Origin of the sequence: Streptomyces sp. URMC 129 (genome assembly GCF_051386415.1) — a bacterium.
Taxonomy (GTDB): Bacteria; Actinomycetota; Actinomycetes; order Streptomycetales; family Streptomycetaceae; genus Streptomyces.
In genome coordinates, this window is sequence record NZ_JBPQTQ010000040.1 from 13,507 (window position 1) to 27,577 (window position 14,071).

The following is a 14,071-nucleotide window of genomic DNA, read 5'->3' on the forward strand; positions in this document are numbered from 1 at the left end:
ACCTCGGGTGAGGAGCCGGAAGGGCGGATCCCGGTGAGCCGCACGGCCCGCGCCACCGCCGCACCGCGTCCCGGAGTGCCGGAGCTCCACCCGTGCGGGCTGCCGCGGCCCGGCCGGACGCTGGTCATGGGAGTGGTCAACGTCACGCCGGACTCGTTCTCCGACGGCGGTCGTTCGTTCGTTCCCGAGACCGCTGTCGCGCACGGACTCGTGCTGTTCGAGCAGGGCGCGGACATCGTGGACGTGGGCGGTGAGTCCACCCGTCCCGGCGCCGCACGCCCGCCGGTCGAGGAGGAGCTGCGGCGCGTCCTGCCCGTCGTGCGGAAACTCGCCGCGGCGGGCGGGACCGTCAGCGTCGACACCATGCGGGCCGATGTCGCCGCCCGCGCTCTCGACGCGGGCGCACGGCTCGTCAACGACGTCTCGGGCGGCCTGGCCGACCCCGGGATGCTTCCGCTGATGGCGCGGTCCGCCACGCCGTACGTGCTGATGCACTGGCGCGGGCACGCCGCCGGCATGCAGGCGAACGCGGTCTACGACGACGTCGTCACCGACGTGGTCGACGAGTTGAGCCTGAGGGTCGAGGCCGCGCTGCGGGCGGGGATTCCACCCCATTACCTGATCGTCGACCCCGGGCTGGGCTTCGCCAAGGCGCCCGGGCACAACTGGGAGCTGCTGGCCCGTCTCGGGGAGGTCGGCGCGCTGGGGTACCCCGTGCTGGTCGGCGCGTCCCGCAAGTCGTTTCTGGGGCGCGTGCTGGCGGATCCGGCAACGGGGCAGCCGCGCCCCGCCCGGTCGCGGGACGCCGCGACCACCGCCGTCTCCGTGCTCGCCGCCACGCAGGGCGCCTGGTGCCTGCGCGTGCACGACGTGGCCTCGACGCTCGACGCGGTACGGGTCACTGCTCGCTGGGGCGCCGAGGCGGCAGCCTCGGCGCAACCGCCCCCGCGCCGCCGGGCCGGCGCCCGGCGCGTGCGCGTCTGACGCGTGGTGAAGGCGAAGCCGGTGACCGGGACGGATCCGGATCGGCAGGACGTCGACGCCCGGGGTCGCGCGGGGCCGGGGACGCGTTCCCGGGCTTGTGCCGGGCGCGGTGTCCCGGTGCCCGGCGAGCCCCGCACCGGCGCGTTCCCCACCTGACTCCGGCACAAGCCCGGCGCACCGCCGCGGCAGTCCCATCCGGCACACGACGAGGAGAGGCAGTCATGGCACGCAAGGCACCGCGCGAGGACCCCGGCGAGGACGCGCTGGAGGTGTCCGCGCCCAAGGACTGGGCCGCGGGGATCCCCGCGGTGACCCATGCGCTGCGCATGGGATACGACCAGATGGGCGTGCGGCGCACGGCGCTCACGCTGCTCAAGGTCAACCAGAAGGACGGCTTCGACTGCCCCGGCTGCGCCTGGCCGGAGGGTGATCACCGCAGCGTGGCCGAGTTCTGCGAGAACGGCGCCAAAGCCGTCGCCGAGGAGGCCACCGTCCGCCGGGTGACCCCCGCGTTCTTCGCCGCGCACCCGGTGGGCGACCTCGCGGGGCGCAGCGACTACTGGCTGGGCCAGCAGGGCCGCCTCACCGAGCCGATGTACAAGCCGGCCGGCTCGGAGACGTATGTGCCGGTCACCTGGGAGACGGCGTTCACCGTCGTCTCCCGGGAGCTCAGGGCGCTGCGAAGCCCCGACGAGGCCGCCTTCTACACCTCGGGGCGGACCTCCAACGAGGCGGCGTACCTCTACCAGCTCCTCGTGCGGCAGTTCGGGACCAACAACCTGCCCGACTGCTCGAACATGTGCCACGAGTCGAGCGGATCGGCGCTCACCGAGACCATCGGGGTGGGCAAGGGCAGCGTCCACCTCGACGACCTGTACCGCGCCGGGCTGATCTTCGTCGTCGGGCAGAATCCCGGCACCAACCACCCGCGCATGCTGTCCGCGCTGGAGAAGGCCAAGCGGCGCGGTGCGCGCGTCATCGCGGTCAACCCCCTGCCCGAGGCCGGGCTGCTGCGTTTCAAGAACCCGCAGAACGCCCGCGGAGTCGCCGGTGGCGGCACGTCCCTCGCGGACCGCTTCCTGCAGATCCGGCTCGGTGGCGACCAGGCGCTCTTCCAGGCGCTGTCACGGCTGCTGCTCGACGCCGAGGACGCCGCGCCCGGCACCGTCCTCGACCGTGACTTCATCGCCGCGCACACCCACGGCTTCGAGGCATACGCCGGACGGCTGCGCGAACTCGACTGGGACGACGTCGCCGAGGCGACCGGACTCACGCGCGACGTCATCGAGGCGACCGCTCGCGACGTCCTGGCCGCCCCGTCGGTCGTGGTGTGCTGGGCCATGGGCCTGACCCAGCACAAGCACTCCGTGCCCACCATCCGCGAGGTGGTGAACTTCCTGCTGCTGCGCGGCAACATCGGACGCCCCGGCGCGGGCGTGTGTCCCGTGCGGGGCCACTCCAACGTCCAGGGCGACCGGACCATGGGCATCTACGAGAAACCGGCGCCGGAATTCCTCGACGCGCTGCGGAGGGAATTCGGCTTCGACCCGCCCCGCCACCACGGATTCGACGCGGTGGAGACGATCCGGGCGATGGACGCCGGAAAGGTGAAGGTGTTCTTCGCCATGGGCGGCAACTTCGTCTCCGCCAGCCCGGACACGGCCGTCACCGAGCGGGCCCTGCGGAACTGCCGGCTCACCGTCCAGGTCTCCACCAAGCTGAACCGTTCCCACGCGGTCTGCGGGCGCGAGGCCCTCATCCTCCCCGTCCTCGGCCGCACGGAGCGGGACCGGGGACCGGACGGGGCGGACCGGTTCGTCACCGTCGAGGACTCGATGGGGGTGGTGCACGCCTCGCGCGGCGGGCTGCCGCCCGCCTCCCCGCACCTGCTCTCCGAGCCGGACGTCGTCTGCCGGCTGGCACGCAGCCTCTTCGGCCCCGGCGGCGGAGCCGGAGCCGTCGCGGACAGCGACGTGCCGTGGGCGGTTTTCGGGGCCGACTACGACGCCGTCCGCGACAGCATCGCCCGGGTCGTGCCCGGATTCGCCGACTTCAACGCCCGGGTGCGGCGTCCCGGCGGCTTCGTCCTGCCGCACGCCCCCCGGGACGAGCGGCGCTTCCCCACCCGCACGGGCAAGGCCAACTTCACGGTCAACCCGCTGGAGGTGCCGCGCGTCCCGCCCGGCCGCCTGCTGCTCCAGACACTGCGCAGCCACGATCAGTACAACACCACGATCTACGGGCTCGACGACCGCTACCGGGGCATCCGCCGGGGACGCCGGGTGGTCTTCGTCCACCCCGACGACCTCGCGGAGCGCGGGATCACCGACGGCGGGCTGGTGGATCTCGTCAGCGAATGGCCGGACGGACCGGAGCGGCGGGCCGAGGCCTTCCGCGCCGTCGCCTACGACACGCCCCGCGGCTGCTGCGCGGCGTACTTCCCCGAGGCCAACGTGCTCGTCCCGCTCGACTCGGTGGCCGACACCTCCAACACGCCGACGTCCAAGAGCATCGTGGTGCGCCTGGAGCACCGCGGGTCCCCCTCCCGCGGGCCGGGGGAGGCTCAGCCCAGGTAGCCCATCCGGTGGCTGATCTCCTCCGCGCCCTTGAGCAGCACGGGCGCGAACTGGTGGATGCGCTCCTCGGTGAAGCGGTACGCCGGGCCGGAGGCGCTGAGGGCGGCGATGACCTCACCGTCGCGGGACCGGATCGGGGCCGCCATGGCGTGCAGCCCGATCTCCAGTTCCTCCAGCGTCACCGCGTACCCGCGCTCCCGCGCCTCGGCGAGGTTCTTCTCCAGCTTCGCCCTGGCGGTCAGGGTGTGCGGCGTCAGCTTCTGCAACCGGGACGCCGCGAGCGCTTCGGCGCGCCTCTTCTCCGGCAGGTGGGCCAGCAGGATCTTGCCGCTGGACGTGGCGTGGAGCGGGGTGAGCTGCCCGACCCAGTTGTGCGTGCCCACCGCGCCCGGGCCGCGCACCTGGTAGAGGTTGACCGCGTAGTGCTCCTGGAGGACGGCGATGTTCACGGTCTCGCCGATCTCCTCGCTGAGCCGCTCGCACACGGGCCGGCCCTGCTGCGTGATGTCCAGGCGGCCCGTGACCGCGCCCGCCAGGCGTACGATCCCGAAGCCGAGCCGGTACTTGCCCCGGTCGGCCGCCTGTTCGACCAGACCGCGCGCCTCCAGCGCTCCGAGCAGGCGGAAGGCGGTCGACTTGTGGACGTCGATCTCGGCGGCGACCTCGCTCACGCCCGCCTCGCCGCGCTGGGCGAGGATCTCCAGGACGCTGACGGCACGGTCGACGGACTGCACCCCGTTCACCGCCGGACCTGCTGTTTCGCTCTCTGCCGTGTAGTTGCCCATAGCGCAACTATACCCACTGGTAATCCATGGCTCGCGGGACGGGCGCCGCCCGGCCGGCGCCCGTCAGCGGAAGACCACCGTGCGGTTGCCGTTGACCAGCACGCGGCTCTCACTGTGCCATTCCACGGCCCGGGCGAGTACCTGGGCCTCGACGTCGCGGCCGATGGTGACCAGCTCGTCGGGGGCGCGCGAGTGGTCCACACGGACGACGTCCTGCTCGATGATCGGGCCTTCGTCGAGGTCGGAGGTGACGTAGTGCGCCGTGGCGCCGACGAGCTTGACGCCGCGCTCGTGTGCCTGGACGTACGGCCTGGCCCCCTTGAAGCTCGGCAGGAAGGAGTGGTGGATGTTGATCGCCCGGCCGTCGAGCCGCTTGCACAGGTCGTCGGAGAGGATCTGCATGTAGCGGGCGAGCACCACCAGGTCGACGTCGAGCTCGTGGACGAGGCGCATCAGGCGTGCCTCCGCCTCGGCCTTGGTCGGCGGGGTCACCGGGATGTGGTGGAAGGGGATGCCGTAGTTCCGGGCCAGCGGCTCGAAGTCGCGGTGGTTGGAGACGATCGCCGCCACCTCGATGTTGAGCGCGCCCGTGGACCTGCGGAAGAGCAGGTCGTTCAGGCAGTGGCCGAACCTCGACACCATGATCAGCGTGCGGGTCGGGGTCGAGGCGTCGTGGAGCTGCCAGATGATCCGGTACGTCCCGGCCACCGGCGCGAAACCGGCGCGCAGCTTCTCCAGTGAGACGCTCGGGTCCGAGACCTCGAAGTGCACCCGCATGAAGAAGCGGTCGTGCAGTCGGTCGTCGAACTGCTGGCTCTCCAGGATGTTGCCGGAGTGGCTGACGAGAAAGGTGGTCACGGCGTGGACGAGACCGGCCTGGTCGGGACAGGACAGGGTGAGGACGAACTCGCGGCCGGGCTGCGGTCGGGGAGACATGACATCCTCCATGGGTGCGTATAGCGCAACGTGGTGGGTGATACGCAACATCGTCCAGTGCGGGTGACCCGCCGGTCAAGGGGTGGCGCGGTTGTCCCGCCCGCCGGCGCGTTGCCGTTCGGGGGCCGCGGCCCCTTGACAGTGCTCGTGGGGTCCCGGCACTGTGAGTTGCACAATGCGAAGTACGTTGCGTGCAATGCAACCGGAGGTTTTGTGATGGCGGGACCGCGAGTGGTCATCATCGGTGCCGGCGTCGTGGGGGCGTCGCTGGCGGACGAACTGTCCTCCCGGGGCTGGACCGAGGTCACGGTCGTGGACCAGGGCCCGCTGCCCGCCACCGGCGGGTCGACGTCCCACGCCCCCGGCCTGGTGTTCCAGACGAACTCCTCGAAGACCATGACCGAGCTGGCCCGCTACACGGTCGAGAAGTTCTGCTCCCTCGACGTCGACGGTCAGCCCTGTTTCCTGCAGGTCGGCGGCCTGGAGGTGGCCACCACCCCCGAGCGCCTGGCCGAACTCCACCGCCGGCACGGCTGGCTGGCCTCCTGGGGCATCGAGGCCCGGGTGATCGGCCCGGACGAGTGCGTCGAACTGCACCCGCTGGTGGCCCGCGAGCGCGTGCTCGGCGGACTCCTCGTCCCCACCGACGGCCTGGCCAAGGCGGTTCTCGCGGTCGAGGCGCAGCTCCGCGCGGCCCGGGCCCGTGGTGTACGGACGCTCGGCCGCCACGAGGTGCTCGACATCCGCACGGAGGACGGCCGCGTGACAGCCGTCGTCACCGACCAGGGGGAGATCCCCGCGGACATCGTGGTCTGCTGCGCCGGGATCTGGGGCCCCAAGGTGGCCCGCATGGCCGGTATGGAGCTTCCGCTGACCCCCCTGGCCCACCAGCTCGCCTGGACCGGCCCGGTGCCCGCCCTCGCCGGGCAGGAGCAGGAGGCCGTCCGCCCGATCCTGCGCCACCAGGACGCGGACCTGTACTACCGGGACCGCTTCGACCGGCTCGGCATCGGCTTCTACGGACACCGGCCCCTGCCCGTCGACGTGGACGACATCCTGTCCGTCGACGCCGCCGGGGGGATGCCTTCGGTGCTGCGCTTCACCCCGGACGACTTCGCCGAGGCATGGACCGAGACCCAGTCGCTGCTGCCCGCGACAAAGGAGGCCGAGGTCGAGGAGGGCCTCAACGGCCTGTTCTCCTTCACCACCGACGGGCTGCCCCTGCTGGGCGAGTCCCCGGACGTGAAGGGCTTCTGGGTGGCCGAGGCGGTGTGGGTCACCCACTCCGCCGGGGTCGGACGCGCCATGGCCGAATGGCTCGTCGACGGCCACTGCTCGTCCTTCGACCTGCACGAGTGCGACGTCAACCGCTTCGAGCCCCACCAGCTCGCCCCGGAGTACGTGCTGGCCCGCGACTGCCAGAACTTCGTCGAGGTCTACGACATCCTCCACCCCCTCCAGCCGCCCGGCGCGCCCCGGCCGCTGCGCACCAGTCCCTTCCACGCCCGCCAGCAGGAGCTGGGTGCCTTCTTCCTGGAGGCGGCCGGCTGGGAGCGGCCCCAGTGGTACGCCGCCAACGAGCCGCTGGTGGAGGGCCGGGACATCCCGGTGCCCAACGACTGGGCGGCACGCTACTGGTCGCCGATCGTCGGCGCCGAGGCCCAGGCCACGCGCGAGACCGTCGCCCTGTACGACATGACGGCCCTCAAACGCCTGGAGGTCACCGGCCGCGGGGCCGCCGCCTTCCTCCAGCGCATGACCACGGCCAACGTCGACAAGTCCGTCGGCTCGGTCACGTACACCCTGGTGCTCGACCACGACGGCGGGATCCGCAGCGACGTGACCGTCGCCCGCCTCGGCCGCGACCACTACCAGGTCGGCGCCAACGGCAACCTCGACCTCGACTGGTTCACCCGGCACCTGCCCGGCGACGGGTCGGTACAGGTGCGCGACCTCACGGCCGGTACCTGCTGCGTCGGCCTGTGGGGCCCCAGGGCGCGCGACGTCCTGCAGCCACTGGCCGACAAGGACTTCTCCAACCAGGGCCTGAAGTACTTCCGGGCCCAGCGCGCGCACATCGGGGCCGTCCCCGTCACCGCCATGCGGCTGAGCTACGTGGGGGAGCTGGGCTGGGAGCTGTACACGACCGCCGACATGGGCGCGAAGCTGTGGGACACCCTCTGGGAGGCCGGACAGGGATCCGGGATCGTCGCCGCCGGCCGGGGCGCGTTCAACAGCCTCCGCCTGGAGAAGGGGTACCGCTCCTTCGGCACCGACATGACCTACGAGCACGACCCGTACGAGGCCGGACTCGGCTTCGCCGTGAAGATGGACAAGGGCGACTTCATCGGCCGCGCCGCGCTGGAGCGGCGTGCGGCCGACGTGACGCGCCGCCTCGCCTGCCTGACGATCGACGACCCGCGCTCCGTCGTCATGGGCAAGGAGCCCGTCTACGACGGCGACCGCCCGGTCGGCTACGTCACCAGCGCCGCGTACGGCTACACCATCGGCAAGGGCATCGCCTACGCCTGGCTCCCCGCCGGGCTCGCCACCCCCGGACGCACCCTGGGCATCGGCTACTTCGACCGGCGCATCCCCGCGGTCGTCGCCGAGGAGCCCCTGTTCGACCCGTCGATGCGGCGCCTGCGCGGCTGAGAAAGGGGAACCCCGTGACCGCACACATCCTCGACGGACGCCGCACCGCCGCGGCGATCCGCACCGAACTCACCGAGCGCGTCGCCGCCCTGGCCGCCCGGGGCCTCACCCCCAGCCTCGGCACCGTGCTCGTCGGCGACGACCCCGGCAGCCACGCCTACGTCGCCGGCAAGCACCGCGACTGCGCGCAGGTCGGGATCGCCTCGATCCGGCGCGAACTCCCCGCCGACGCCACCCAGGCACAGGTCGAGGCCGTCGTCGACGAGCTCAACGCCGACCCCGCCTGCACCGGCTACATCGTGCAGCTCCCGCTGCCCCGCGGCCTGGACTCCGGCGCCGTCCTGGAGCGCATGGACCCGGCCAAGGACGCCGACGGCCTGCACCCGGTCAACCTGGGCCGGCTCGTGCTCGGCGTCGACGGCCCGCTGCCCTGCACCCCGCGCGGCATCGTCGAACTGCTCCGCCGCCACGACGTCCCGCTCGCCGGCGCCCGGGTGTGCGTCATCGGCCGCGGCGTCACGGTCGGACGTCCCCTCGGCCTGCTGCTCACCCGCAGGTCCGAGAACGCCACCGTGACGCTGTGCCACACCGGTACCCAGGGCATGGCCTGGCACCTGCGCGAGGCGGACATCGTCGTCGCGGCGGCCGGTTCGCCCGGGCTGGTCACCCCGGACAAGGTCCGGCCCGGTGCCGCGGTCCTCGACGTCGGCATCAGCCGCACCCCGGACGGACTCCTCGGCGACGTGCACCCCGACGTGGCCAAGGTCGCCGGGTGGCTCGCCCCGATGCCGGGCGGCGTCGGCCCCATGACCCGGGCCATGCTGCTCACCAACGTGGTGGAGGCCGCCGAGCGCGCCGCCGGCGCCGGACCCGCCCGGCCTTCCCGGGATCCCCTCCCGTCCCCACGACCGAGGCAGGTTGTATGAACACGTTCCCGCACCGTGGCGAGACCCCGGCCGCCCGGCACCCTCTCGGCCCGCGCCGGTCAGGAGGCGCGCGATGAGCCCCCGCACCCCGGGCGCCGACCTGCCCGAGCACCCCGACCGGCTCTGGCGCACGCCCGAGCCCCGGCGTTCCTACGACGTCGTCATCGTCGGCGGGGGCGGGCACGGCCTCGCCACCGCCCACTACCTCGCCAGGAACCACGGCATCACCAATGTGGCGGTGCTGGAGAAGGGCTGGCTGGCCGGCGGCAACATGGCCCGCAACACCACCATCATCCGGTCCAACTACCTGTGGGACGAGAGCGCCGGGATCTACGAGCACGCGCTCAAGCTGTGGGAGGGCCTGGAGGAGGAGCTCGACTATCCGATCCTGTTCTCCCAGCGCGGTGTGCTCAACCTGGCGCACAGCCTCCAGGACGTCCGCGACAGCGTGCGCCGCGTGGAGGCCAACCGGCTCAACGGCGTCGACGCCGAGTGGCTCGACCCGCGGCAGGTCAAGGACGTCTGCCCGATCGTCAACGTCTCGCCGGACGTGCGCTATCCGGTGCTGGGCGCGACGTACCAGCCGCGCGCCGGGATCGCCAAGCACGACTACGTCGCCTGGGGCCTGGCCCGCTCCGCCGACGCCGCCGGGATCGACCTCATCCAGAACTGCGAGGTCACCGGCATCGACATCCACGGCGGCCGGGTGACCGGAGTGCGGACCACGCTCGGCCCGATCTCCGCGGGCAAGGTGGCCCTGTGCGCCGCCGGCCACTCCTCCGTCCTCGCCGCCATGGCCGGATTCGGGCTGCCGATCCAGAGCCACCCGCTGCAGGCCCTGGTGTCCGAACTGCTGGAGCCCGTGCACCCGACCGTCGTCATGTCCAACGCGGTGCACGTGTACGTCAGCCAGGCCCACAAGGGCGAGCTGGTCATGGGCGCGGGCATCGACGCGTACAACGCGTACACCCAGCGCGGCGCGTTCCACATCGTCGAGCGCCAGATGGCGGCGGCTCTGGAACTGTTCCCCGTCTTCGCCCGGGCCCATGTCCTGCGCACCTGGGGCGGCATCGTCGACGTCAGCCCCGACGCCTCGCCGATCGTCGGACTCACCCCCGTGGACAACCTGTACGTCAACTGCGGCTGGGGGACCGGCGGCTTCAAGGCCACCCCGGGAGTCGGCTGGGCGTACGCCCACACCATCGCCCACGACGCCCCGCACCCGCTCAACGCCCCCTTCTCGCTCGACCGTTTCACCACGGGCGCGCTCGTCGACGAGCACGGCGCGGCCGCGGTCGCTCACTAGGAGCCTGCCGATGCTGCTCATTCCCTGCCCCTGGTGCGGGCCTCGCGACGAGGCCGAGTTCCACTACGGCGGCCAGGCCCACGTGGCCTACCCCGAGAACCCTGCGGCCCTGACCGACGAGGAGTGGGCCCGCTACCTGTTCTTCCGCGACAACCCCAAGGGGCCGTTCCCCGAGCGGTGGAGTCACGCCGACGGCTGCCGCCGCTGGTTCAACGCCGTCCGGGACACGGCGACCAACGAGATCCTCGCCGTCTACCGGGCCGGCGAGCCGAGGCCGGTGACCTCATGACCGCACAGGACTTCCGGCTGACCACCGGCGGGCGGATCGCGCGGGACCAGCCGCTGACCTTCCGCTTCGACGGGATCACCTACCAGGGCCACCGGGGCGACACCCTCGCCTCCGCGCTGCTGGCCAACGGTGTCCACCAGGTCGCCACCAGCGTCAAGCTCGGCCGCCCGCGCGGCATCTTCTCGGCCGGCGGCGAGGAGCCGAACGCCGTCGTGCAGATCGACGCCCCCTTCCCGGAGCCCATGCTCCCGGCGACCACGGTCGAGCTGTACGACGGGCTCGCCGCCGGCAGTCTGCCCGGCCAGGGGCGGCTCGCCACCGAACCCGACCCGGCCCGCTACGACGCCGTCCACGCCCACTGCGACCTGCTGGTCGTCGGCGCGGGACCGGCCGGACTCGCCGCGGCCGCGACCGCCGCCCGCAGCGGGGCGCGCGTCATCCTCGCCGACGACCAGCCCGAACCCGGCGGCAGCCTGCTGAACACCGGAGAGCTGCCGGACTGGGTCGCCGGCGTCCGCGACCACCTCGCTGCCGCCCCCGATGTGCGGGTGCTGCGCCGCACCACGGTCTTCGGGTACTACGACGACAACCACGTCCTCGCCGTCGAGCGCCGCACCAACCACCTCGGCGCGCAGGCTCCGGCGCACGTGGCGCGCGAGCGGGTGTGGCGGATCCGGGCCCGGCGGGTCGTCCTGGCGACCGGCGCCCACGAGCGGTCGCTCGCGTTCGCCGACAACGACCGGCCCGGCATCATGCTCGCCGGCGCGGCCCGCGCGTACGTCAACCGGTACGCCGTCGTCCCGGGCCGCCGCGCGGTCGTCTTCACCACCAACGACAGCGCGTACGCCGCCGCCCTCGACCTGGCCGCGGCGGGCGTGCGGGTCGCGGCGATCGTCGACACACGGCGGGAGGCGGGCGAGGCGGCGCGCCACGCGGCACAGGCCGGGATCGAGGTGCTGCACGGCCAGGCCGTCACCGGCACCGCCGGCGAGCCGCGGCTGACCTCGGTGACCGTCGCCGCCCTCGGCGAGGGGACCCCGGCCCGGGAGATCGGCGCCGATCTGCTCCTCGTCTCCGGTGGCTGGAACCCGGTCGTCCATCTCTTCAGCCAGGCCGGCGGGACGCTGCGCTACGACGAGGCGCTCGGCTCGTTCGTCCCCGGAAGCTGCCGCCAGCGGGTGGAGGCCGCCGGGGCCGCCCGCGGCGTGCCCGGCCTGCCGGACGTCCTGGCCGACGGCGCCGCCGCCGGTGCCCGCGCGGTCGAGGCCGAGGGCTTCACCGCGGCCGGGCCGTTCCCGCTCCCGGAGACCGCGGTCGTCCCCACGTCGCCCGCCGCGCACCTGTGGGTGGTTCCGGGCGCGGACCCCGCCCGCAGCTTCGTCGACCTGCAACGCGACGTCACCGTCGGGGACGTGGCGCGCGCGACGGGCGCCGGCCTGCGGTCGGTCGAGCACGTCAAGCGCTACACGACGGCGGGCACGGCGCACGACCAGGGCAAGACCTCCGGCGTGCTCACCAGCGGAGCCGTCGCCACGCTGCTGGGGGTCGGCATCGGCGACCTGGGCACGACGACGTTCCGCGCCCCGTACGCGCCCGTCTCCTTCGCCGCCCTCGCCGGCCGGGACCGTGGGGTCCTGCACGACCCCGTGCGCGTGACCGCCCTCCACGACTGGCACGTCGCCCATGGCGCCCGGTTCGAGAACGTCGGTCAGTGGAAGCGGCCCTGGTACTACCCGCGCGACGGCGAGGACATGGAAGCCGCCGTGCTGCGCGAGTGCCGTGCCGCCCGGGAGGGTGTCGCCCTCATGGACGCCTCCACCCTCGGCAAGATCGACGTGCAGGGGCCGGACGCGGGTGTCTTCCTGGACCGGCTCTACACCAACATGATGAGCACCCTGAAGGCCGGCCGGATCCGCTACGGCGTGATGTGCCGCCCCGACGGCATGGTCTTCGACGACGGCACCGTCATCCGCATCGCCGAGCACCGGTTCCTGGTGACCACCACCACCGGCAACGCCGCCGCCGTCCTGGACTGGATGGAGGAGTGGCTCCAGACCGAATGGCCGGAGCTGCGCGTGCACTGCACGTCGGTCACCGAGCAGTGGGCCACCGTCGCGCTCGTCGGGCCCCGCTCCCGCGAGGTGCTCGCCGGCCTCGCCCCCCGGCTGGCCGTGGACAACGAGAGCTTCCCGTTCATGGCGTGGCACGACACCGAGGTCGCCGGCATCCCGGCGCGGGTGTGCCGCATCAGCTTCTCCGGTGAGCTGGCCTTCGAGATCAACGTCTCCCCGTGGGACGCGACCGCGCTGTGGGAAGCGCTGTACGAGGCCGGACGGCCCCTCGGCATCACCCCGTACGGTACGGAGACGATGCACGTGCTGCGCGCCGAGAAGGGGTATCCGATCGTCGGTCAGGACACCGACGGCACGGTGACCCCGCAGGACCTCGGCATGAGCTGGGTGGTGTCGAAGAAGAAGGCCGACTTCATCGGCAAGCGCTCCCACGCCCGTGCCGACACCCGCAGGCCCGACCGCAAGCACCTCGTCGGCCTGCTCCCCGACGAGCCGGGCACGCTGCTGCCCGAAGGCACCCAGCTCGTCGCCACGGACCGGTTGCCCGAGCCGCCGGTGCCGATGCTCGGACATGTCACCTCCAGCTACCGCAGTGCGGCGCTCGGCCGCACCTTCGCGCTCGCTCTCCTCAAGGGCGGACGCGAGCGCATCGGTGAGCGGCTGTTCGCGCCGGTGGGCGGCGAGCTGGTCCCGGTGACCGTCACCAGCCCAGTTCTCCACGACCCCGAGGGGGCACGCCGCGATGGCTGACATCACCACTCGCCGCAGCCCGTTGGCGCACGCCGCCGACCGGCTCGCGGCCGTGGGCCGGGCGTCGGGCGGCGCGCTGCGCCTGGCCGAACTCCCGTTCCTCGCCCAGGTCAATCTGCGCGTCGACCCCAAGAGCGCGGCGGCGGAGGCCGTCGGCCTGGCGCTCGGCGTACCGCTGCCGCTGGAGCCGAACACCGTCAGCCGGGGCGGCGAGCTGGCCGTCCTGTGGCTGGGTCCGGACGAGTGGCTCGTCGTCGGCCCGCCCGGCGGCGCGGGGGAACTGGAGGCGCGGCTGCGTGCGGCCGTGGGCGAGGAGCCCTCCTCCGTCGTGGACGTGTCGGCACAGCGCACCACGCTGCTCGTCGCCGGGCCACGGGCCGCCGGGCTGCTGGCGCATGGCTGCTCCCTCGACCTGCACCCCCGGTCCTTCGGGGCCGGCCGCTGCGCCCAGACGACACTCGCCCGCGCCCAGGTGGTGCTCGTCCCCCGGGACGAGCACAAGCCCGGCTTCTGGGTGCTGGTGCGCTCCTCGTTCGCCGGCTACCTGGCCGACTGGCTGCTCGACGCGGCGTCCGAGTACGTCGCGCGGGACCGCCTCCGCGGGGTGCTGCCCTGCGAGGTGTGGGACGTGACCGGCGGGGAGCTCGCCGAGCAGCCGTAGCCGGGGTGGCCGTCACGCCCGCGCGGCCGGGGGGTGTCTCCGGCCTGCCCGGGCTCCCGTCTCACCCACAGGACGTCCTCGGGGCGCCCTGTGGGTGAGACGCCGGTGTGCGCGCCCGCGGGGCGCGAGGC

At 73.1% G+C, this 14,071-nt stretch carries 8 protein-coding genes and 1 pseudogene; 7 read left to right on the plus strand and 2 right to left on the minus strand.

The annotated features are described in order from the left end of the window. The first annotated feature begins 126 nt into the window (after positions 1–126). Together folP and ACSNOC_RS11100 are read left to right on the plus strand one after the other, a co-directional pair. Positions 127–984 (plus strand): dihydropteroate synthase, encoded by an 858-nt coding sequence (gene folP / locus ACSNOC_RS11095; RefSeq protein WP_436747189.1) that lies wholly within the window; start codon positions 127–129, stop codon positions 982–984. A gap of 221 nt (positions 985–1,205) precedes the next feature. Further along, complete coding sequence (locus tag ACSNOC_RS11100; protein WP_436747172.1) at positions 1,206–3,560, plus strand: FdhF/YdeP family oxidoreductase; 2,355 nt, start codon at positions 1,206–1,208, stop codon at positions 3,558–3,560. Here the strand turns inward: ACSNOC_RS11100 and ACSNOC_RS11105 are convergent. Together ACSNOC_RS11105 and purU are read right to left on the minus strand one after the other, a co-directional pair. Continuing rightward, entirely contained in the window at positions 3,548–4,345 is a 798-nt protein-coding gene (locus ACSNOC_RS11105) for an IclR family transcriptional regulator (RefSeq protein WP_436747173.1), read from the minus strand. The genes ACSNOC_RS11100 and ACSNOC_RS11105 overlap by 13 nt on opposite strands. 63 nt (positions 4,346–4,408) lie before the next feature. Continuing rightward, positions 4,409–5,281 carry a formyltetrahydrofolate deformylase gene (purU, locus tag ACSNOC_RS11110; protein WP_436747174.1) on the minus strand — a complete coding sequence of 291 codons (873 nt, stop codon included), beginning with the start codon at positions 5,279–5,281 and terminating at the stop codon, positions 4,409–4,411. Positions 5,282–5,497: 216 nt separating this feature from the next. Here purU and ACSNOC_RS11115 point away from each other — a divergent pair, with 216 nt between their 5' ends. From ACSNOC_RS11115 to ACSNOC_RS11135, 5 genes and pseudogenes are all read left to right on the plus strand, one after another. Further along, positions 5,498–7,936: a GcvT family protein gene (locus ACSNOC_RS11115; RefSeq protein WP_436747175.1), complete on the plus strand. Its 2,439-nt coding sequence runs from the start codon at positions 5,498–5,500 to the stop codon at positions 7,934–7,936. A 14-nt stretch (positions 7,937–7,950) separates the two neighbouring features. Then, on the plus strand, positions 7,951–8,862 hold the full coding sequence (locus ACSNOC_RS11120; protein ID WP_436747176.1) for a bifunctional methylenetetrahydrofolate dehydrogenase/methenyltetrahydrofolate cyclohydrolase: 912 nt from the start codon (positions 7,951–7,953) through the stop codon (positions 8,860–8,862). Between the two features lie 73 nt (positions 8,863–8,935). Then, complete coding sequence (locus tag ACSNOC_RS11125; RefSeq protein WP_436747177.1) at positions 8,936–10,168, plus strand: sarcosine oxidase subunit beta family protein; 1,233 nt, start codon at positions 8,936–8,938, stop codon at positions 10,166–10,168. Positions 10,169–10,178: 10 nt separating this feature from the next. After that, a pseudogene (locus ACSNOC_RS11130) lies at positions 10,179–13,279 on the plus strand (sarcosine oxidase subunit delta family protein). After that, entirely contained in the window at positions 13,272–13,940 is a 669-nt protein-coding gene (locus ACSNOC_RS11135) for a sarcosine oxidase subunit gamma (protein WP_436747178.1), read from the plus strand. The pseudogene ACSNOC_RS11130 and the gene ACSNOC_RS11135 overlap by 8 nt, the downstream one beginning before the upstream one ends. Positions 13,941–14,071: the final 131 nt, after the last annotated feature.